Annotated in this window: 15 protein-coding genes; 7 read left to right on the top strand and 8 right to left on the bottom strand. The window is 65.2% G+C overall.

Translation table 11 applies throughout. The annotated features are described in order from the left end of the window. Nucleotides 1-37: 37 nt before the first annotated feature. Both ABWK72_RS05025 and ABWK72_RS05030 read right to left on the bottom strand, forming a co-directional pair. On the bottom strand, nucleotides 38-2,251 hold the full coding sequence (locus ABWK72_RS05025) for a delta-60 repeat domain-containing protein (RefSeq protein ID WP_367875318.1): 2,214 nt from the start codon (nucleotides 2,249-2,251) through the stop codon (nucleotides 38-40). 205 nt (nucleotides 2,252-2,456) lie between these two features. Then, nucleotides 2,457-5,414: a hypothetical protein gene (locus ABWK72_RS05030; RefSeq protein ID WP_367873693.1), complete on the bottom strand. Its 2,958-nt coding sequence runs from the start codon at nucleotides 5,412-5,414 to the stop codon at nucleotides 2,457-2,459. 179 nt (nucleotides 5,415-5,593) lie between these two features. Here ABWK72_RS05030 and ABWK72_RS05035 point away from each other — a divergent pair, with 179 nt between their 5' ends. The 4 genes from ABWK72_RS05035 (at nucleotide 5,594) to ABWK72_RS05050 (ending at nucleotide 11,157) form a co-directional block, all read left to right on the top strand. Further along, the gene (locus ABWK72_RS05035; RefSeq protein WP_367873694.1) at nucleotides 5,594-6,709 is read left to right on the top strand and encodes a cellulase family glycosylhydrolase; all 1,116 of its coding nucleotides are present in this window, start codon (nucleotides 5,594-5,596) and stop codon (nucleotides 6,707-6,709) included. Between the two features lie 14 nt (nucleotides 6,710-6,723). Next, nucleotides 6,724-9,009, top strand: coding sequence for a sugar-binding domain-containing protein (locus ABWK72_RS05040; protein WP_367873695.1), 2,286 nt, complete (start codon nucleotides 6,724-6,726; stop codon nucleotides 9,007-9,009). 92 nt (nucleotides 9,010-9,101) lie between these two features. Next, complete coding sequence (locus ABWK72_RS05045) at nucleotides 9,102-9,788, top strand: GntR family transcriptional regulator (RefSeq protein WP_367873696.1); 687 nt, start codon at nucleotides 9,102-9,104, stop codon at nucleotides 9,786-9,788. Nucleotides 9,789-9,816: 28 nt separating this feature from the next. Next, entirely contained in the window at nucleotides 9,817-11,157 is a 1,341-nt protein-coding gene (locus ABWK72_RS05050; RefSeq protein WP_367873697.1) for a sialidase family protein, read from the top strand. 294 nt (nucleotides 11,158-11,451) lie between these two features. Here the strand turns inward: ABWK72_RS05050 and ABWK72_RS05055 are convergent, their stop codons facing one another. Further along, on the bottom strand, nucleotides 11,452-11,925 hold the full coding sequence (locus tag ABWK72_RS05055; protein ID WP_367873698.1) for a histidine phosphatase family protein: 474 nt from the start codon (nucleotides 11,923-11,925) through the stop codon (nucleotides 11,452-11,454). A 10-nt stretch (nucleotides 11,926-11,935) separates the two neighbouring features. Beyond that, nucleotides 11,936-12,682: a 3-oxoacyl-[acyl-carrier-protein] reductase gene (gene fabG / locus ABWK72_RS05060; RefSeq protein WP_367873699.1), complete on the bottom strand. Its 747-nt coding sequence runs from the start codon at nucleotides 12,680-12,682 to the stop codon at nucleotides 11,936-11,938. An 87-nt stretch (nucleotides 12,683-12,769) separates the two neighbouring features. On the opposite strand from fabG, the gene ABWK72_RS05065 reads away from it, so the two are divergent. Beyond that, nucleotides 12,770-13,357 (top strand): TPM domain-containing protein, encoded by a 588-nt coding sequence (locus ABWK72_RS05065; protein WP_367873700.1) that lies wholly within the window; start codon nucleotides 12,770-12,772, stop codon nucleotides 13,355-13,357. A gap of 10 nt (nucleotides 13,358-13,367) precedes the next feature. Here ABWK72_RS05065 and ABWK72_RS05070 read toward each other — a convergent pair whose 3' ends face one another. From ABWK72_RS05070 to ABWK72_RS05080, 3 genes are all read right to left on the bottom strand, one after another. Next, nucleotides 13,368-14,387, bottom strand: coding sequence for a hypothetical protein (locus ABWK72_RS05070; RefSeq protein ID WP_367873701.1), 1,020 nt, complete (start codon nucleotides 14,385-14,387; stop codon nucleotides 13,368-13,370). Nucleotides 14,388-14,785: 398 nt separating this feature from the next. Then, nucleotides 14,786-15,178 carry an NYN domain-containing protein gene (locus ABWK72_RS05075; protein ID WP_367873702.1) on the bottom strand — a complete coding sequence of 131 codons (393 nt, stop codon included), beginning with the start codon at nucleotides 15,176-15,178 and terminating at the stop codon, nucleotides 14,786-14,788. A 72-nt stretch (nucleotides 15,179-15,250) separates the two neighbouring features. Continuing rightward, nucleotides 15,251-15,562, bottom strand: coding sequence for a hypothetical protein (locus ABWK72_RS05080; protein WP_367873703.1), 312 nt, complete (start codon nucleotides 15,560-15,562; stop codon nucleotides 15,251-15,253). Between the two features lie 148 nt (nucleotides 15,563-15,710). On the opposite strand from ABWK72_RS05080, the gene ABWK72_RS05085 reads away from it, so the two are divergent. After that, a complete protein-coding gene (locus ABWK72_RS05085; protein WP_367873704.1) occupies nucleotides 15,711-16,871 on the top strand; it encodes a class I SAM-dependent rRNA methyltransferase in 1,161 nt (386 codons plus the stop codon). Nucleotides 16,872-16,880: 9 nt separating this feature from the next. On the opposite strand, the gene ABWK72_RS05090 is transcribed toward ABWK72_RS05085, so the two are convergent. Beyond that, nucleotides 16,881-20,513, bottom strand: a complete 3,633-nt coding sequence (locus ABWK72_RS05090; protein WP_367873705.1) for an alkaline phosphatase family protein — start codon at nucleotides 20,511-20,513, stop codon at nucleotides 16,881-16,883. 133 nt (nucleotides 20,514-20,646) lie between these two features. Between ABWK72_RS05090 and ABWK72_RS05095 the strand changes: the two genes are divergently transcribed. Next, nucleotides 20,647-20,916, top strand: a complete 270-nt coding sequence (locus tag ABWK72_RS05095; RefSeq protein ID WP_367873706.1) for a PF20097 family protein — start codon at nucleotides 20,647-20,649, stop codon at nucleotides 20,914-20,916. The last annotated feature ends 365 nt before the right edge of the window (nucleotides 20,917-21,281 follow it).

Raw genomic sequence — 21,281 nt, forward strand, 5'->3', positions numbered from 1 at the left:
GGGGAAGGCGTGGTTTCAGGCGATTTTGCGAAAGACCCTAGCGGCGGGGCCGCAGTGGCGGGAGTTTTTTGCCCCCGGCGATCCACGCCAAGCCGTCGCGGGCCTGACCGTCCACCACGTTGAAATCGCCCGCTACCCAGAGCCGTCCGCCTTTGGAATTCCAGAGCAGCGCGGTCACGAAGGCAGGCTCTTCGTTGGCGGCGGGATCGAAAGGGATTTTGGCGCTTTCGCCGGCGGTCCACCAGGTCCCGGGCTCGCGGCGGGCTCGCTTGCCGAAGATGGCGGAGCGGAATTGCGGGTCGAGCTTGCCGTTCGGGGCCAGCCGCCGCAGCGATTGGTCCGCGCCGCTGAAGGACGTGGCGATGTAGAGCCGCTTCTTCTCGCCCGCTTCAACGATCGGCAGGGCGTCCGGCTTTTGCGAAATGAAGGAGGCGACCCACTTCTTGCCCTTCCAGAGCCGCAAGCGGCTGCCGGGCGAATTGACCGGGCGCTCCAGGAAAAGCATCCCGCCCTGCCACTCGGTGAGCGGATCGAGCTTGAAGCCTTCCCGCTGGAGATCGCGGCTGACGCTTCCGTCATCCTTGTAGAACAGGCCGCCGCGGGCGAAGCCGCCCTTGGCCACGGGGACGACTTCTTCCGGGAATGAATCGGTCCGGTCGCCGGCGAAGCCCGCCCGGGTGGAGCCTTCCGGAGTGACGCGCGAGACCTTCGAGGAGCGCACTTCGTAGCCGCCGTAGCTGGTGACCATTACGTCGCCATTCTTCAGGGCATCAAGTTGCAAGGCTCCGTCGATCGAGGTGACGCCACCGCTGACGCCGACATCGGTCCCGACGCTCCATGCCGGGCTGAAGGATTCGTCCAAGCTGCCGTCGAAGCGGATTTTCACGAGATTGGCGCGGAGATCCTCGCGGACCGTCACCGTCTCGCTGGTGGCCAGATAGATGGAGTCTGCCGTGATGGCAGCCGAGATTACCGGGGCGATCCGCTCGTCCGCGATGAAGGATGGATCGAGGCTGCCGTCCGTTTCAAAAACCGCGAGACCTTGGCGCGGGCTGCCGTCCACCTCATCGAAGTCCCCTGCCGCCAGGACGCGGCCGTCGGGGAGTTCTTGAAGCAGCTTCAGCTTCGCGGGGCGGTCGAGATCCGGGACCGTCCAGGAAGTATCGGGCGAGCCGTCGGCATTCAGGCGGCGGACGCCATCGACCAGCCACTTGCCATCCGGCAGCGCCGCGACGTGCTGGACCTTGCCGGGACTCTGGAAGCTTTCATCCTCCACGCCCGCGGCATCGAAGCGGATCAGATCGCCGCCCCGCCCGGTGGCGACCAGCGAGCCGTCCGCGCTCTCCGCCCAGACGAAGGCCTGGTAGAGTGGCGAGCTGAAATTCTGGCTGCGCAGCACCACGCCCTCCGGCGAGCACCACTCGATGGTGTGGATCAAGGACTCGGGGGCCGGCCGGTAGAACCAGCGCGAGCGGTCTGCACCGAGCACCACGCGCACGCCGCCGCTGCCATCCGCCGCGGCGGCCAGGGAAGCGGAGCGATAGCCGGATAGGACCCTCATCTCACCGGCTACCGCCCCTGACCCATGTACCAAGAAAACGTGTTGGTCGCCCGGTTCGGCTCCCAAAAAGGGCGGGAAGCCGGACGACGTGCTATGATCTCCTGTCAGCACCCATGCGCCTCCCAACGCATGAGGCACCGTTTCAAGCACGTCGTCCGGCCAATCCGTTCCTTGTGAAAATCCGGGATCGATGGTCCCGTCCGCGCTTTCGCGCCGTTCCAATTTCCGCGGCCCGCTCACGGGCACGCGGATGACCCAAAGCTTCCCGTCCCGCTCGAATTGCGGGATCACCGACTCCCCCGCGGCGAGGCCGGGAAATGCCGGCCCCGCCGGGGTGCCGTCGGAATTCATGCGCAACCAACCACTTGACTCCGCGGGCAAAAGAAAGGAGCCGTCCGCAAGCGGGAACGGCGTGCGGCCACCCCAGACGTCGCTGGGCGCGAGGTAACCCGGCGCGGGTTCGGCGGATATGCCGCCATTTTCACCGATGACCCGCAGGTCGCCGGTGCTGGCGCCGTCCGCCCGGTCGAAGCCGCCGGCGACCCAGGAGCGGCCATCCGGCCCGACCGCGGCCCATGTGGGAATGGCGGGAGCCCGCAATTCGGGGGAGAATGCAGGGTCCAGACCTCCCGGTCCGGCCGCGTGTGCCACCGCGCCTGCCAATACAATTCCCAGCCATGTGCCGCTCATCACCCCTTATCCGATGGGGTGATGAGAAGGGTTTCAGGAAACTTGTTTCGGGGAGGTGGTCCGGAAAAAGGTGGTCCTCACAGTCCTCTGTGCGGTCGAAGCAGTTCTGACGGCGGCATCCACCCGAGGGCCCCAGGGTGAGGCGGGCTGCCGGGGACCGTTCACCGCACAGAGGACTGTGCGGACCACCTTTTCAGACCACCTTTCAATCCCCCTTCCGGAACTCGAGCGTGAGGGGTGCTGCCCCTGCGGCCGGAAACGCTTCTCCCTCGAAGAAAGCCCAATCCCGGTGGCTGGTCTGAACGCTGGCAGCGATGGACGAGCGCACCCGGCTCCCGTCGGCCAGTTCAACTTGTAACGAGAAACCGCGGACCTTGAACTTGTCGTCGTTCCGATCGCAGCGGAGTTCCACGGAATTCACCGGCTTGAGCTTGGCCAGCAGGTCCGCGGGCAGCTCGAAGCGCGCCGCTTTCCACTCATCCGGCCCGGACGGCAGGTCCGCCAGCTTGGCACCATTGAGGAAGAGGGTCTTGGCACCGTAGCCCTCGCTCACGCCGAAGTGGTCCACTTTCAGCCACGCCTTGCGGATGCCGCGGAGTTCCGCGCCGCTCAATTCACGGGCCGTCACCGGATTCCCGACCAAGGAACATTCCGGGATCACCACGGTCGTGTGGCGGCGGCTGTTCGCTGCAATCGGCCACGGCAAATCCTTGGAGTTAAAAGGCTCGTCCACGGCCTTGGTCTCTGCCAGCAGCCAGGCTTCCGCGCGGAGTTCGGTTTCGCCGCCGTCCAGTTGCAAGGTGACCCGTTTACCCGCCGAGTCCTTCACTTCGTAGGAGGCCATTTGCCATGGCCGGACCTTGTCGCTGGGCATGCCTTCGCGGGCGTAGGAAGCGAAGTGATTGAGCGCCGATTTCGAAGTCCGCAGGGGCAGCGCCGCCTTGCCATCGATGGTGACCGCGGGCAGCTCCGGATAGCCGATCACCAGCAACTCCCCGCGGCCTGTTAGACCGGCTGGCACCCCGATGGTCGCGAGCGCCCGCGACGCCGTGGTCTTGAGATTCGCCACAGGGCCCGGGAGCGTTTCGGGACGCGATCTCAGCTCCCCCGCCTCGAACTCGAAAGCCAGGGTCTCGTAGCCGGGAATCTCAATCTCCATCGTCTCTCCGGAAACGAAGCCGCGCGGCCAGGTGGCATGGTAGGGATAGACCACCCTGCCGATGAATGACCGGTCCACAGCACCGCCAAACCCCGCGGATTCATCGAAGGGCACGCGCAGCACCTGCGGCGCGGGACCGGGATTCCGCGCGACCAGCACGCCGCGTTCGCCGTCCCAGCCGGCGTAGCCGTAGGCATGGCCTTCGTCGGGACGACCGCCGACCCAGCGGTTGGCGGCGAGCGCCTTGAAATTCCGCAGGCTCCAGCGGTGGATCGTGGCAAGGGATTTCCACTGCTCCGGGCTCATCGCAGCGGGGGTGAGGTACCACTCCTTCATTTGGATACCACGTCCATAGTACATCATCGCGTGGTCGGCCCAGTCGCGGATCGTGTCCTCCTTGCTCTCCATCTGCCCGCGCGGATTGCGGATGATGCCGTGGGTCATGAGGCGGGAGATCGGGACCAGCGGACGATCGGCGGGATCGCCCCACATCCGCCAGAGGTAGGCGTCGCGGTCGGTGGTGGCCATCGCGCGGGTGGAGAGCTCAGGCCAGTTGCCGTTGAAGCCGTCATCGCCCGCCAGCATCCACAGCGCGTCGCCGTGCATCAACCACCAGGGCGAGAACCAGACCCAGTTGGTCAGGTTCTGATAGACCGCCGGGTTCGCCTCGCGCGTGGCCGTCAGCAGGGCGATCATGGCATCGACATTCGCCTCGTGCCCGTGGCGGTCGGTGGGCGGATGATTGCAGCCCTCGCCGGTGTCGGAGAGGTGGTTGAAGTCGTGCTTGAAGTAAGAGACCTTCGCCTCCCCGGCGAGCTTGCGGAGCTGGGCCTCGAGCTGCTGCCGGTAGCCATCGGCGCTCAGCGAGTAATGGGGGAAATACTGGCTGAAATACTTGTTCGCCTGCGCCCGCTTGAAGCCCTGGCCTTCGCCCCAGCCGATGTTGGTATTGGTGCCATCGAGGGCCAGCCAGAGACCCAGGCTGGTGCCCTCCTTGCGCAGGGCTTCGCCGAGGGCCGCGAGATCCTGAAAGCCGCCCGGGAAGTGATTCGCGGCGGGCTCCCAGACCGAGGCGCGATTCTGCCAGCCGTCGTCCGGCACCATCGCGTCGATGGCGATGTCATAGGGTTCGAGGGCCTTGCGGAAGTCGCGGTGGATCTTCACCAAGGTATCGCCCTTGAGCGACTTCCCGGCGGGGTCGAACCAGTTGTTGTAGTGGGTGAAGGAGCGGTCGGGCTTGGCGACGCTTGTTAGATAGCGCCCGAATCCGGCCTCCGTGGATTCACCCGCCGCGAAGAGCCCCGCCACCGCCGTCTTGCTACGGATGAGATGCCGCCCGCCTTCCTCCTTGGTGAATCCCGGGAAATGAAATACCCGCAGCAGCCCGGCCCGCGGCTTGGTCTCGCGATCGTGGTCATCGAGACCGACCAGCGAGTAGTTGCCCACCTTCTCATAGCGATGGGCGTCGGGTGCCGGTTGATTGCCATCGCTGTGGCGCGAGTGGCCGGCCGGATACTCCAGCCCGAAGAACCAGCGCCCGCCAACGAACACGGGCTCTCCCCTCCCCCCGCGCGCTGCCTTCTCCGGCGTCGTGAAGCGCTCGACCTCCAGGCGGTCCACCGTCGCCGCCGCGGGAAATTCCAGAATCACCTGCTTGCGGATCCACGCGTCGCCGCCCGATTCTTGGAAGCTCACCGTGACCGTCGCGGGTGCGCCCTCCGGCGGAGCACCGCCGGGCCAGCCGTAGCGGAAGATAAGGGCTCCATCCTTGCGCTCGGGTTCGCCGAGGGACTGGAAGTCGCCGACGGTCCACTCGCGGTCATCCAAGGTGCGGATGTGGAATTCGTCGCTCGCGACCGGCAGGGTCACGCCGTCCTTGCCGGTGAAGGCGCTGGTCCGCCAGACCTTGCCATCGAAGACGAATTCGCGCGTGAAGCCGCCGGAAGAGATGGATTCGGCGGCAGCGGAGGCACCGAGAAAGGAAATCAGCAGGAGACGGAGCATCTTGAGAATCAAAGATACGCGAAGCGAGTCGGCATATTTCATCACTAGCAAGGCTTCTAAATGATGTCGGATACCGACCTCTCTGCCTGTGTCAGTTGTGGAGGCCAAGTTTGACGGACTCCCGCTCCGCGCACTAAGCTTCTTGCTCCAAGCGACTGCATTCCAAACCCGTTTGCCAAATGAAATCCATTTCCCGGACACTCCGGTTCCTCCCCTTCCTTGCCCTGCTCGCCCCGCAAGTCTTTGCCGGTGAGCAATGGACCCCCGAACAAGCCAAGGCATGGGCCAAGACCCAGCCATGGCGGGCGGGCTCGAACTTCAGCCCGAGCACGGCGATCAACCAGCTCGAGATGTGGCAGGCGGAGACCTTCGATCCCGCCACCATCGACCGCGAACTCGGCTGGGCCGCCGGAATCGGCATGAACACCGCGCGGGTCTTCCTCCACGATCTGCTGTGGGAACAGGATTCGGAAGGTCTGCTCAAGCGGATGGACCAGTTCCTCACGATCGCCGACAAGCACAAGATCGGGATCATGTTCGTGCTCTTCGACGACGTGTGGGATCCGAGCCCGAAGCTCGGCACCCAGCGCGCCCCGAAGCCGCATGTCCACAACTCCGGCTGGGTCCAGAGCCCGGGCAAGGAGGTCCTGTCGGACGATGCCAAGCGGGCCGCGCTGGAACCCTACGTGAAGGGCGTGCTGACCCGCTTCAAGGACGACAAGCGGGTGATTGTCTGGGACCTCTACAACGAGCCGGGCAATCCTAACAAGAGCGCCTACGGCAGCGTGGAGCTGGAGGACAAGCCGAAGTATTCGCTCGATCTGGTGCAGAAGTCCTTCAAGTGGGCCTGGGATATCCGGCCCTCGCAACCGCTGACGATCGGCGTGTGGACCAACGACTGGTCCACCAAGGACAAGCGCGATGCGCTGAATGCCTATCAGCTCGACCACTCCGACGTGGTGACTTATCACGTCTATGGAGACTTGGCCAAGACCAAGGCGGCCACCGAGCCGCTCTTCGAGTACGGCCGCCCGGTCATTTGCACCGAGTATCTGGCCCGCCCGGCCGGCAGCCGCCTGCAGGATATCCTGCCCTACCTGAAGGAGAAGGGCGTGGATGCTTACCAATGGGGACTGGTCGCGGGCAAGACCCAGACCCAGTACCCTTGGGACTCCTGGAAGCAGACCTACACCGAGGAACCGAAGGTGTGGTTCCACGAGGTCTTCCACAAGGATGGCAAGCCCTATGACAAGGAGGAAACGGACCTCTACAAGAAGCTCACCGCGAAGCCTTGAGCCCTACCCTTTTTATGAAGACGACACCCTTGTTAGCCCTGCTCCTCGCCCTGCCCGCGGCTCACGCCGAATGGAAACCGGTGGAAGGCAGGATCATGACGAAGTGGGCCAAAGAGGTCACTCCCGCCAATGCTTGGGACGAGTATCCGCGGCCCCTTTTGCAGCGTGAGAACTGGACGCGGCTCAACGGACTCTGGAACTACGCAATCACCGCGAAGGAAGCCGCCGAGCCCGGTGCATGGGCCGGCGAGATCCTGGTCCCCTACGCTCCGGAAGCGGCGCTGTCCGGCGTGGGCAAGACGCTGGAGCCGAATCAGGCGCTGTGGTATGAGCGCGGCTTCACCGCGAAGAAGAACGAGGGCAAGCGCACGCTGATCCACTTCGAGGCGGTCGACTACGAGTGCAGCGTCTGGCTGAACGGCACGGAGCTGGGCAAGCACACCGGCGCGCATACGCCCTTCTCTTTCGATGCCACGGCGGCGCTGAAGGATGGCGAGAATGTCCTGCGCGTGAAGGTGCTCGACGCGACCGGCGGCTTCCAACTGCTCGGCAAGCAGAAGCTCAAGCCCGAAGGCATCTGGTATACCCGCGTCTCGGGTATCTGGCAGACGGTGTGGATGGAGGAGGTGAATGCCCGCGCCATCGAGGACCTCGACTTCGCGAGCGATATCAAGAGCGGCACGATCACGGTCCGTGCGAAGCTCTCGGGTCCTGCGATTCCGGGTGAAATGCTGAAGGTGACGGTGGCCTTCAAGGGCAGGCCTCTCGCTGAGATCGTGGGCAACGGCAACATCGCGATCAAGGTAAGCGACCCACAGCTGTGGTCGCCGGAGGCACCGAATCTCTACGACGTGAAGGTCGAGGTGTTAGATGGCGGCGGCAAGGTGCATGACAGCGCCGTTTCCTACACCGCCCTACGCGAGTTGGGGAAAGCCAAGGACAAGAACGGCAACTGGCGCTTCACGCTGAATGGCAAGCCGATCTTCCACTGGGGCCCGCTTGACCAGGGCTGGTGGCCGGACGGCCTGCTGACCCCGCCGTCCGAGGAGGCGATGATCTCCGACATCGATTACCTGAAGGCCGCGGGCTTCAACATGATCCGCAAGCACATCAAGGTCGAGCCGCGCCGCTATTACTATCACTGCGACAAGGTCGGCATGATGATGTGGCAGGACCAGGTGAGCCAAGGCTACGGGCCGAAGAGCGAGCCGAAGGACTCGAACCCGCCGTGGACGCGGATGGCCGAGAATCCGAAGGAAGGCGAGTGGACCGACGAGGCGCACAAGCAATTCGTCACGGAATACCAGCGCATGGTCGATCACCTGAAGGACCAGCCTTGCATCGTGGTCTGGTCGCCCTTCAACGAGGCCTGGGGCCAGCACCGCTCGATGGAAGTCGGTAAGATGGCGGTGGCCTACGACAAGACCCGCCCGATCAACATCGCATCCGGCGGCAACTTCTGGCCGGTGGGCGACATCGCCGACGAGCACGCCTACCCCGACCCGGCCTTCCCGATCGGTGACAAGCGCTTCGACGATTACGTCAAGGTCGTGGGCGAATTCGGCGGCCACGGCTGGCCGGTGAAGGGACACCTCTGGGATGCCACCAAGGAGAACTGGGGTTACGGCGGATTGCCGCAATCGCTCGACGAGTGGAAGCAGCGCTACACCAAGTCGATCAAGGTCCTTTCCGGCCTGCGTCGCCAAGGCATCGCGGCCGGCGTTTACACGCAGACCACCGACGTGGAAGGCGAGATCAACGGCCTGCTGACCTACGACCGCGAGGAGAAGATCCCGGCCGCTTGGCTCAAGCCGCTGCATGACCACCTGCTCGCGACTCCCGATGCGGGCACTTACGCGCCGATCGCGGCGACTTCCGAGCAGCAGGCGCAGAGCTGGAAATACACCACCGAGTCTCCCGGGGCCGGGTGGGAAGCGCCGGACTTCGACGACAAGGCGTGGAAGGAAGGCAAGGCCGGCTTCGGCAGCCGCGGCACGGCGAATGCCAAGGTGGCCACCGAGTGGACCACCCCGTCGATCTGGCTGCGCCGCGAGTTCGATGTCGCCGCGGAGCCGAAGGGCAGTCCGGTGTTGCGGATCTTCCACGATGAAGATGCGACCGTGATCCTGAACGGCACCGAGATCGCCAAGCTGAGCGGCCACACCACGGGCTACGCGTTGCTGGAAATCGACGCGAAGGTTCTGAAGACCGGCAAGAATGTCCTGGCGATCGAGGTCAAGCAGACCAAGGGCGGCCAGTTCATCGACGCCGGGATCTTGGACGAGACGACCGTTAAGTAATAGTAATCTACTCAAGGTAGTCCGCTTAACTTGAGCGGACTACCTTGGATTGCTCCTTGTCCCGGCGGGCCGGAATTCTAGTGTGCGCGGCTGTGAAACAGCCTCTCCCACGCCAGGTCCATGCGACGCTCCGTTCCCGCTTGCTGGACGGCACGCTGCCGCCGGGGACTCGTCTCGACTACAAGCAACTCGCCTTGGAACTCGGCGTCTCGACCACGCCGATCCGCGAGGCCGTGACGCAACTTGCCACCGAGGGCTTCGTCGACCTCGTGCCTCGTCTCGGGGCCGTGGTCCGTTCCCTCAACCAGAGTACCGCGGCGGAACTCTTCGAAGTCCGCGAGGCGATCGAGACCTTCGCCGCGATGAAGGCGGCGGAACGGGCATCGTCGCGGCACTTGGAACTCCTGCGGCAGCAGCACACGACGATGAGCCGGGTCTTCGATGAATTCAAAGAGTCTGGCCGCGAATGGCTGGAGACGGCGGACCTCGATGTCTTCCTGGATGCCGACCTCGCCTTCCACCGCACGATCCTGCTCGCCGCGCGGAATTCCGCGCTGGCCCGAGTGGTGGAAGAAAGCCAGGTGCAGACGCGGATCTTCTTCGCCGACCGCGGCATCCACGAGCGGAGCCGGCTGGCGTTGGCTTGCCAGCAGCACGGGATGGTCGTCGAGGCCCTGGAGAGACGCGATGGGCCGGCGGCGTCGGAAGCGATGCGCGGCCACATCCGGACCTCGCTGCAGCTGACCCTCGATCACTTGGAAAATTCCGTGACCGTGTAGGTTGGGAAACGATAAGTCTTGTGAATCCATGAGACCGGCTTCCCGCGTATCGACCCTGCTGCTTGCCATGAGTCTGGCCGCGATGGGGCAAAGCAGCAGCTATCGGAAATTCAGCGTCGTGGATGCGGATGGCAAGGTGAGCGCCCTCGTTCCCCTGCCGGACGCCGGTCCGCCGCGCTGGGCCCGCGATGTTTCCCAAGATGGCGCGCCGGAGTGGAAGAAGGACCGGCGCGTGCCTTATTTCGAAGGCCCGATTGCTTTCGTGCGCCCGCCGATGGAGGAGGGTGAGCCCTTCTATCCTCACAATCACCAGCCTTCGGTCACGGCACTGGCGAATGGCGATCTGCTGGCGATCTGGTACAGCACCCGCGATGAGAAGGGCCCGGAACTCACGGTGCTGGCGAGCCGCTTGCGTGCCCGGGCCAGCGAATGGGAACCGTCGAGCGAGTTCTTCAAAGCGACCGGGCGGAACATGCATGGCTCCGCGATTTTCCACGATGGCCGCGGCACGCTCTACCACTTCAATGGAATGGCCCCTGCCGATTCCAAGGGCTGGGACCGCCTCGCGCTGTTGCTGCGGACCAGCAAGGACAATGGTGCGACTTGGACCGCGCCGCGGGCGATCGACTCCGCCTACCAAGGCCGCAACCAGGTGATCTCCGGCACGCGCATGACCCGCGAGGGCACGCTGATCCAGCCCTGCGATGCCGTCCCCGGCGGGGAAGGCGGCACCGCCCTGCACCTGAGCCGCGATGGCGGAGAGACCTGGAGCGATCCCGGTGCGGGCCAAGCGGCTCCGACCTTCAAGCCCGGCGAAATCGGGAACGGCACCATCGCCGGCATCCACGGCGGCGTGGTGGAATTGAAGGACGGCCGCCTGCTCGCGCTCGGTCGCGGCGATAGCATCGATGGCAAGATGCCGATGAGTATTTCGGCGGATGGAGGGAAAACTTGGACTTACTCCGCCAGCCCTTTCTCGCCGATCGCGAGTGGCCAACGGCTGGTGCTGATGCGCTTGAAGGAGGGTCCGCTGATGGTGGCTTCGTTTACGAATACCGATCGCAGGCAAGCCCGCTCGCGCGGCATGGAGTTCCCGCATGCGGATGGTGGTACGTTCACGGGTTATGGTCTCTTCGTGGCGATCTCGGAGGACGAGGGAGTGACCTGGCCTGTTAGAAAATTGGTGACTCCGGGCAAGGGCGATTTCGATGGCGGCGCGTGGACGCGGAAGTTCACCGCGAGTGCGGACAATGCCGAGCATGCGGGTTACTTGGCCTCGACCCAATCCGCGGAGGGCACGATCCACCTGCTATCGAGCGCGCTGCACTACCGCTTCAATCTGGCGTGGGTGAAGGAGCCGGTGCAGTGATGGGTTCCGGGTGTAATGCTTGATCGCGCCCCGGATGGTGCGGATGAGAGGGCGTCAAGGACGGCTCTACCGCTGGGAGCGCGGAGCCACCGGCCCGCAGGATGGTCCAGGCGGAGAAGTGCGAGGGGCGGCATGCAGCAAGGCTACGGCGCTATCCACACGCACCGCGTGAACTGCCGGGCAGCAAGGACTTCTTCTGCGGGCCAGAGGCTCCGCGCTCCCAGTGGAAGAGCCGTCCTTATGACGCACCGAGAAGATCTCGACAAGGCCGGACAGGCTGCCGTCATGAACACGCTACTCCCCGATCATTCCCGGCGGGATGTGGAAGAGCAGCCGGGCGTGCCAAGCCGGCGGGTAAACCTGTAGGCCGGTGATGCTCGCCTTCTTCACTTCCACCGAGCTGCCGCTGCAGCCGAGCAGCCACTCGATCAGCGAGGACAAATCCGGCTCGTGGCCGACGATGGCGACGCGTTCGAAATCACTGAAGGCGACCAATTCGCGGATCGCGGTTTCCGGGTCCATGCCGCAGGCCAGCCAGCCCTGCACCACCGGGCCGGGCATGCCGGCGGCTTCGCAGAGGGTCTCCGCGGTCTGTCGCGCGCGGACCAGCGGACTGGTCAGCACGACATCCGGGCGGCGCTCCAGGCGCTTGAGAAAACGGCCGAGCCGCCCCGATTGATCGAGGCCTTTCGCCACCAGGGCGCGCTCGAAGTCCCCGCCGGGGGCGTTGTCCTCGGCTTTGGCATGACGGATGACGAGAAGCTCCATGGTCGGCAAGTTACATGGTCATGCCACCATCGACAGCCAGAACTTGGCCGGTGATGTAGCGGGCTTCCTTGCTGGCCAGGAAAAGCACGGCTGCGGCGATGTCCGAGACGTCGCCGAAGCTGGAGAGCGGGATGTTTTTCAGCACTTCCTCGCGCACTTTTTCGGGCAGTTCGCCGGTCATGTCGGTTGTGATGAAGCCGGGGGCGACCGCATTGCAGGTGACCTGGCGACCGGAGAGTTCCTTGGCGACGGACTTGGTGAAGCCGATCAGGCCGGCCTTCGAGGCGGCGTAGTTCGCTTGGCCGGCATTGCCGATCAGGCCGATCACGGAGGCGATGTTGATGATCCGCGGGTCCTCGGCTTTCATCAGCACTCGCATGAAGGCCTTCACGGTGTTGAAGGCGCCCTTCAAATTCGTGTCCAGGACGGTGTCCCAGTCCTCGTCTTTCATGCGCATCAGCAGGCCATCGCGGGTCACGCCGGCGTTGTTGACCAGAATGTTCACGGTCCCGAAATCGGCGACGATGGTCTTCCCGAGTTCCTGCACCGCCGCGTGGTCCGCGATGTCGATGGCGTAGGCCTTGGCGCTGCCGGGGTAGGCGGCATTGATCTCCTCCGCGGACTTGCCGCAGCTCGATTCGCTGCGACTGACCACCGCGACCTTGGCTCCTTCCGCGGCGAGGGCCATCGCGATGGCCCCGCCGATTCCCCGTCCCGCGCCGGTCACCACGGCCGTCTTTCCTGCAAAGCGTTGCATGGGGGAAAGCCTGTGCCGCCGCTGCGCATTTTGCCAAGCCAAGCTTTGCCCTTCCTCCCTGCGGATGCGCCCGCTTAGCTCTCTGGCATGCGCTGCCCGTACTGTAGGACCCCGCTCGCCGAGACGGCGGTCGAGTGCCTGCACTGCCACCTGACCCTCGACCGCGCCACGGCGATCCTCGGGGCGATCCCCCGTCTCGCCCCGGGCGTCTGTGACAGCACCGGGGTCCTTTCGAAGAAGGAGATCCAGAAGATCGTGAAGGCGGGCAGCAAGCTCACCTGGGAATTCCCGCAGATCCAGCTCCACGTGCTGCTGCACGAGTTCCCACGGGAGCACCCCTTCGCCCTGCACGTTTTCTGGGTCTTCAATTGCGGCGGCTTTTCGACCGAAAGTCACCGCGGCGAGGACAATCATGCGATCCTGCTGGCGCTCGATCCGGTGCAGGGGAAATCCGGCCTGACCGTGGGCTACGGGCTCGAACCCTTCCTCAGCGACGAGGCGATGGACCACTTGTTGGAGCTTTCCGAGCCCGCGTGGAAGAATGCCGAGTGGTCGCGTGGCATTTTGGAGGTGATCTCGGGCCTCGGACGCCTTCTGGAAAGCGCCGCGGTGGAAGTCGCGGCGGGATTCGGGCTGTCGGCGCGGGCGGGCGATGGGCGCGGGAAGGAGTTCTAGACTCCCCACCCTACGCGAACGCCTTCAAGAATCCGACCTCGAGGGCGAGCTGTTCCTGGGCATTCGTGTCCAGAGTCGAGCGCAATTCCCCCAACGCCTCCATCCGCCGCACGAGGCGCGGCAGATCCTCCGCCGCGGCGATGGCGGTGGTCCGGCTGGCCGATTCCGGGAAATCGAGGCCGGTCGCGCCGGTCTTGCAGCGCAGGACGTCGGCCATCCAGGACTGCAGGACTTCGAACAAGCGCGAGCGCTCCTCCAGATACTCCGACTCCGCGGCGGCCTTCAGCGATTCCTCGCGGCGCTTCAGGTAATCGCCCTCGAAGCCCTTGTTCAGCGCCTTCTCTTCCTCCGCCAGCTGGGCCTCGGCGGCTTCCACGGCTTCGGCCTTGCGCTGTTCGAGGATGCTGGCGAACACCGATTTCAAGGTCAGCGCCACGGTCGCCGAGCCGAAGCCGAAGCCTGCTGCCTGGTCGAGCGCGTAGACGAGATCGGCACCGGCACCTTCCGTGAGGTCCGGCGTGCCGGTCAGCGGCATGCGCACGCAACGGGACAGGACGGTGGGGAGAAGCGCGCCGGGATTCGTGGTGAGCAGCATCAGCAAGGTGCGCGGCGGCGGCTCTTCGAGGGTTTTCAGGAAAGCGTTCTCGGCGGCGGCGGCCATCCGGTCGGCATCGGCGATGACCCCGATCTTCCAGCGCTTCGGGCCGGAGGAGACGTAGAGGCTCTTTTCCAACTCGCGGATCGAATCGACCACGATCCGCCGCGACTTCGATTGCGGGCGGACGATCCGGACCCACTCGCCGGCCAGTTCGTCGAGGGGTGGGATCTCTTGGACGATCGGCTCTCCGAAGAGGTCGAATCCGCCGCCACCTCCACCGCTGGCTTCATCGCCCAGCATCTGCGCGAGCCGGGCGGCCAGCCGTTCCTTGCCGCAGCCGCGCGGGCCGCTGATCAGGAAGGCGTGCGCCAGCCGGCCCCGCTCGTGGGCGGCTTTTACCAGTTCGAAGGCTTTGTCGGGCGTGAATGCCATCCGGGCGGGATGCTGCGCGGATAGGAGCTGAAACTCCAAGGAAGAATTTAACCGCGGATCACACGGATTCCGCGGATGGAATGCCTCTTATCCGTGATATCGGCGTGATCCGCGGTCGATCTCCCCTTCCCGGTTAGCAGTCGGACTAAAGCCCAGTGCCGGGAAGAGTTCACCGGCAAGTCTCCGGAACGGAAGCCGCGCAGCGGCCGTGGAATGCGGCAGCCTGCTGCCGTGAAGCACCGGAGAGTTCCGTATCCCGCGCTCCGTCCGCGGCTCGCCACACCCGGTACTTCGCCTTTGCAGCGCCCCTCGCAGCAGGCTGCATCGGGACAGCGGCAGCAGGCTGCACGCAGTCCACGGCAGCTGCGCCGCGGAAGGCAAATCCTTACAGGAATGGGCTATAGCCACTCCTCAAGAGCCTCGATCCGCATGCCCTCGGCGCCGAAGGTGGTGGCGGTGAGGAGGATCATGCCGTCGTTCGTGGCGACCATCACGCGGTCGCCCTTCTCGGAGAAGCGGGCGGCGAGGCGCTCGATCACCGCGTCCGCGGTCTCGCGGGCCTTCGAGTAGATCACCAGAATCCCGTCCTCCGCCCCGCCCTCGTAGTTGCGCTCGGTTTGGCGGCCATCGAAGACGACGACGACCTTCCACTCGCCGCGGTCGCCGATGGCACGCAGGGCCTTGATCAGTTCGTGGCGGGCGATGTGGCGCTTCGGGCCGTGATGCAGTTCGCGCAGCGCCTCGATCCCGAAGATCGCGCTGTGGCCGTCGACAATGAGAAGTTGCTCCATCCGGCGGGAAACAAAGAGGGCCGGTCGCGAATCGCAACCGGCCCTGCAGAAAAATTGTTAGCGGCGTGCGCTTTATTCCTCGGAAGCAGCGGCCTCGGTGCCCTCCGCGGCTGGCGCGTCGGGGGTAGCTTCGGCGGTTTCCACCGCTTCCACGACTTCCGGAGCCTCGGCGTCCTCGGACTTGGCGGCCTTCTTGGCAGGAGCCTTCTTCGCGGCCTTCTTGGCAGGAGCCTTCTTCGCAGCCTTTTTCGCGGCTGCGCCTTCGGACTTCTTCGCCACGGAGGACTTCTTCACCACCCCACCGGCCTTGGTTTGCTCCTTCTTCCGCTTCAGGTAGACTTTGCGGCGGCGGCGTTTGACGATTGCTTTGGTTTGCTGGCCCATGGTTTTGGTCGGGGCGGGGTTTTAAGGCCCCTGCCGCCTAGGTAGCAAGAGGAAATGCCCGCTATTCGCTTCTCTGGTCCTGCGGCGGGTGATTCGGAATCGCGCCTTTTTCTTGCCCGGCGCTCGCTCCGGCCCAAGCTTCCCGGCCATGCCCGGTCTCGTCATTGCTCCCCGCGCCCGCATTTTCCATGGCCACGAGTGGGTCTACGCCACCGAGGTGAAGAAATCCTTCGGCGACCCGCAGCCCGGGGACGTGATCACGCTCAAGGACTTCCAAGACCGTCCGATGGGCAGCGCGATTTACAATCCGGCTTCCCAGATCGTGGCCCGGCGCTTTTCCCGGCGGCGGCAGGACCTCGATGCCGAGTTTTTCCTGCGCCGGATCGGCCAGGCGATCGAGTTCCGCAAGGCGCGCGGGATCGACGACACCCTGGCCCGGCTGGTGTGGAGCGAATCCGACGGCATGCCGGGCCTGATCGTGGACCGCTACGGCCCGCACCTGGTGGTCCAGACCCTGACCCTGGCGATGCATCTGCGTGTGGAATTGATCGCCACGGCGCTGAAGGAACTCATCGCGCCGGAGTCGATCATCCTGCGCAACGACTCGCCGGTGCTGAAGGCCGAGGGCATCGAGCAATCGATCACGATGCTCCACGGGACCAATCCGGGATCCTTCACGGTCGAGGCGAACGGCCTGAAATTCGAGATCGACCTCTTCGATGGACAGAAGACGGGGCTCTACCTCGACCAATTGCAATCGCACGCCGAGGTCGCCGCCTTCGCGAAGGGCAAGCGGGTGCTGGATTGCTTCACCAACCAGGGCGGCTTCGCGCTCGCCTGCGCCAAGGCCGGGGCGGCGAAGGTGACGGCGGTGGACATTTCGGAGAGCGCCTGCGCGGCCGCGCGGCGAAATGCGGAGCTCAACGGCCTGGAGATCGAAGTGATCGCGCACAACGTCTTCGACTTCCTCAAGCACGCGGCGCCCGAGTATGACCTGATCATCCTCGATCCACCGAGCTTCACGCGGAACAAGAAGACGCTCGTGGACGCGATGCGCGGCTACAAGGAGATCCACCTGCGCTCGCTCAAGCTGCTGGACAAGGGCGGCATCCTTTCCACCTTCTGCTGCTCCTACCACGCCAGCCGCGAGATCTTCCAGGAGAACCTGGTGGACGCGGCGGTGGATGCGAAGAAATCCCTGCGGCTGGTGGCGACCCACGGCCAGCGCGCGGATCACCCGGTGCTGCTGTCGATCCCGGAGACGGAGTATCTGAAGGGGATCACGGCGGAGCTGATGGCGGGGAGGTAGCCGTCGAAGTCACTCCGGCAGCGTGGCGCGGAGGCGGGCGAAGAGAAGGGGCTTGTCGCCCCTGGGGATCGTGACGGTGACGGTCTCGGCATCCTCGCCGACGGGAACCGAGGCGATGGTGACGCCGTCCTCGCCGTGGCGGGCGGTGGTCCAGTCAACCGCTTCCAGATCGCCGGTGTATTCGGCCACGGGCAGGAGGTAGGCTGCCTGCTCCGCGAGGGTGTAGGTGAAGATGAGATTGCTGCCGCTGCCATTGGCCATGGGAAGTGCTTGCGACGAGGAGTTCAGTGGTTCGGAGCCGAGGACGAATTCGAGGCCGTTGGCGATGCCGTCGTGGTCGGCGTCCTGATCGAAACCGGCATCGGCGAGCGGGAGGCTTTTGGCTGCGGCCCAAGTCTCGAAGCCGGGGGACTGCGTGGCATAGACCAGCAGCAGGTTGTTGCCGGAGGCTTGCACGCTCCAGGTGCCGGGGAAGCTGGCACCGGTGACGACGACCGCCCAATTGGTGGCATCGAGGCCGGTGACAGGTGCGGTGGTGCTGGCGAGCACGACGGACTTCGGCGAGTTGTCGAAGCCGCTCATCGCGGAGGCATCGACATTCACAGTGAACTTCGCGGCGGCAGTGGCGGTGAGCGCGAGGGTCGAGACGTCGAGCGTATCGTAGCCGCTGCCCGCGGTGCCACTCCCTGAGCCGAGGTCGAAGGCATAGCTGCTCCCCTGCCCCAGGGTCAGGGCGGCGGGGATGCTGAGCTTGCCGATCCCGGCATTCCCCGGGGCGATCGTGCCGGAAACATTCACCGGGCGCGAGATCGTGCCGGTGCCGCCGAGGGTGGCGGTGTTGGCGACGGTCACGGCGTTCGCGGAAGCGGCGAGCGAGCCATCGACCAGGACCGTGCCCGCATTCACCGCAAGTGCACCGGTGTGAGGGTTCGTGGTGGCCAGGGTCAGCATGCCATTGCCGGTCTTGGTGAGTGCGGCGCTGCCGGAGAGCGCGCCGGAGAGCGTCACCGGATCGACATGGTTGAAGACGGTGGCGGTGGAGAGCGTGACAGGATGGCTCAGGCTCATGCCTGCGGCGAAGATGAGCTTCGAGCCGGGATTGGCATCGATCACCAGCGGGTTGGTAGAAGCACCGAGCGAGGCATTCGAATGGATCGAGAGGCTGCCGCGGTTGAGCTGGGTTTTGCCGGTGAAGGTGTTCGCGCCATTGAGGACGAAGGTCGCGGCGGTGTCCCCGCTGAGGGAGGTATTCAGGTAGAGAGTCGTATTGCTGCCGCCGCCGGAGATGATGCCGCCGAGCGTGAGCTGCTGGCCGCTGCCGCCATTCATGAGGACGGTGCGGTTGGTTGCGGGGGTGTCCGCGGGCAAGACGATCGGATTGCCGACGGTGGCACTGCCGGTCAGCGGCACCGTGCTGAGGAAACCCGCGCTGGCGGTGGTGGCGACGGTGATCGTGCCGGTGCCGAGGCCGCCGGCATTGCCGAGCGTGAGGCTGCCTTCGGTGAGGCCGATTCCGCCGCTGCCGCTGCCTGCCGCATCGAGACGCAGGGCGGCGCTGCCGCGCTTGACCGCCTGGGTTGTTAGAACGAGCGGCCCGGCGAAGGTATCGGCGGTGGCTTGGGTATCGATGACCGTTTGGCTGGCGAGGGTGATCGAGCGGCCGCTACCGAGGGCCACGCTGCCTTCGAGGACCAGGCCGGAGTTGGCGAGGTTCGAGGTGACGTCCAGGAAGAGGTCGTTGGCGGGATTGCCGAGCGCGGCATCGGAGGTGATGACGAGTCCGCCGCGGTTGATGCGCAGGCGGGAGGCGGTGAAGCTGTTAGACGCGTTGGTCAGGCGGATCTTGCCGACGTCGTTGGTGGCGGAATCGTTGTCGATCAGGATTTCGTGGCTGGCGCTGCCACCGCTGACCACGCCGCCCAGCGTGGCGGTGAGGTTCGCTTCATCGGCGAGGAAGCGGGTGGTGATTCCCGCTGCGGGTAGCACGATATTGTTCGGCAAGGTGCCCGATCCGGCGGCGGGCAGGAAGTAGATGCCGGTGGTGCTGACGGCGTGGGCGAAGGTGAGCGGACCATTGCCGAGCGCGCCGTAGTTGCCGAGGTGGAGGGCACCCGCGGCTTGGGTATTCGGCCCGCCATTGACGGTGGTGGCGGTGAAGGCGTTCGCGGCGGAAAGCGTGAGACTGCCCGCGCCGCTCTTGGTTAGGCTGCCGCCGATGCTGCCGCCGCTGAAGGTGTAGGAGCCGCTATTGACGGCTGTTAGAGCGGGCAGCACTCCCGCGGCATCCACGGTGACGGTCTCGCCCGTGGCACCGGCGAAGATGGCGTCGTTGCCATTGCCGAAGGTCGCGCCGCCGGTCCAGTTCGGATCGGTGGTGTTCCAGGCGTTGTTGGCATTGACATCGTCCCAGATGCGCTCGCCGGGATTCGGCAGGGTGAGGGCGGTTTTGAGGGATGCTTCCGCAGTGCCGCTCAGGGCGAGCTCGTAGTTGTTGGTGCCTGGAAGCGGGGCGGGATCGCTGAAGCTCGTCTGCGCGGCAGGCAGCGTGGCGATGCTGATGCCATCGCGCAGCAGGTCGAAGCCGCTGAGTCCGGGCAGTCCGGCCGCGGGCAGGGTCCAATTCAAATCGACTGCCGTGCCATTGACGGTTGAGGCGAAGGTGGGGCCGGTGACGAAGCCGTCCTCCGCAAGATTCCATGAAGCGGGAATGCCCACGCCGAGGTAGCGGATCACGGTGGCGGGCACCGCGGCGTGGCCCGGGCTGGCGGTGCTGAGGCCCGCGGGAATGCCATTGCCGGAGATGATGAAGGGAATCGTGCGCTCGCCTTCCGACTGCCCGCCATGGCTGCCGCCGGTGGTGCCGCCATGGTCGGTGGTGAGGACGACCACCCATTCCTCGGAGGCCCGCGAAGGCCGCGCGGCAATCGCGGCGAGGACATCGCCGACATGTGCATCCACCGCGGAGATCGCACTCATGTAGCTCGGCACGGTGGTGGAGAAGCCGGAGGCATGGCCCGCGCCATCAACTTGGTCGAAGTGCAGGAAGAGCACATCGGGATCCGCCGAGCCGAGGTGGGCCACCGCCTTGGTCTTCACATCGAGATCGCGCGCCGCGTAATTCGCGCCGCTACCCTTGCCGTGGAAATCCAGATAGGAAGGCTGGGCGGCGACCATGTAGTCCTCGATCCAGTTCCAACTCACGATCGAGCCGGCATAGGTGCCGGGCGCGGCTTCTTCCAAGCGCCGGGCGAAGTGGGGCGCTTGATCGACGAGATACGAACCGGTGGTTCCCGGCTGATTGTAAGCCGGCGTGGAATTGTCCACGACGTGGTGGCGGTCCGTCCAGGTGCCGGTGAGGATGCTGCTCCAGCCCGGGCCGCTGATGGTCGGCTGCTGGGTGGGTCCGCCGAGCTTGCCTCCGGCGTAGGCATTCCAGGTCACGGTACCGTTCACGACCAGGCCGGCGATGGCGGGAGCATTGCCGGTCTCGACCTGTTGCTTGAGGGCATCGGCACGCAGTCCGTCGATGCCGATGACCAGCGCGCGCTTGCCGCCGAAGGGATTGGCGATGCCGGGGCCGGCCTGGACGAGGCCGGTGCAGAAGACCGGTAGAAGGAGAAAGGCGGGTTTGGAGAGTTTCATGCCTACTCCTTGATAGGCTGATCGGCAGGTCGCACGGAATAGCCGAAACGCCAGCGTGAATGACATTTATGCAAGGCCTGCCGGACCTTGTGGCGACGAGCTGGAGTCGTCATACAGACGAGACCGTTCGCTCATGAGCCCTGACAATCCCTACGAAGTACCCGCTAGCAACCCATCGCCCGAGGCGAAAAGGTGCCCGGACTGCGGTGGAGAGATGCAGGAGGGCAATGCCACCGGGCAGCTCTTCTGGAAGAATGACGACGCGCCGCGCCGTTTCCTTTTTTGGCAGGTCCGGAAGCCGCTCTTCGTCGGGAAGGCTTTCAGGATCGTGGTCAGCACACCGCGGGCGGAAGGGCACTACTGCCCGGCGTGTGGACTGGCTATTTTGAAGATACCGAAGTGAGATAGCAGATGGCGGAGATACCTGTAAGGGCTCGCCGGAGGGTGTCCGGAACGGAAGTCGCGTAGCGACCGTGGAATGCGGCAGCCCGCTGCCGCTGTAGGCAGGCAGCCTGCTGCCGTGAAGCACGGGAGAGTTCGGTATCGACGCTCCGTCCGCGGCTCGCCACACCTCGTGCTTCACCTTTGCAGCGCCCCTCGCAGCAGGCTGCATCGGGACAGCGGCAGCGGGCTGCGCGCACTCCACGGCGGCGAAGCCGCGGAAGGGATACTGGGAGCGCCGCGGCACCGCCCGGCAGAATGGTCCCTTACTGCTTTTGTGCGTCCTTCGATCCGCAGCATCGCAACGGCGCTCTCCATTACCATCGC

The sequence above is a fragment of the Luteolibacter sp. Populi genome, assembly GCF_040801775.1.
Classification (GTDB): Bacteria; Verrucomicrobiota; Verrucomicrobiia; order Verrucomicrobiales; family Akkermansiaceae; genus Haloferula.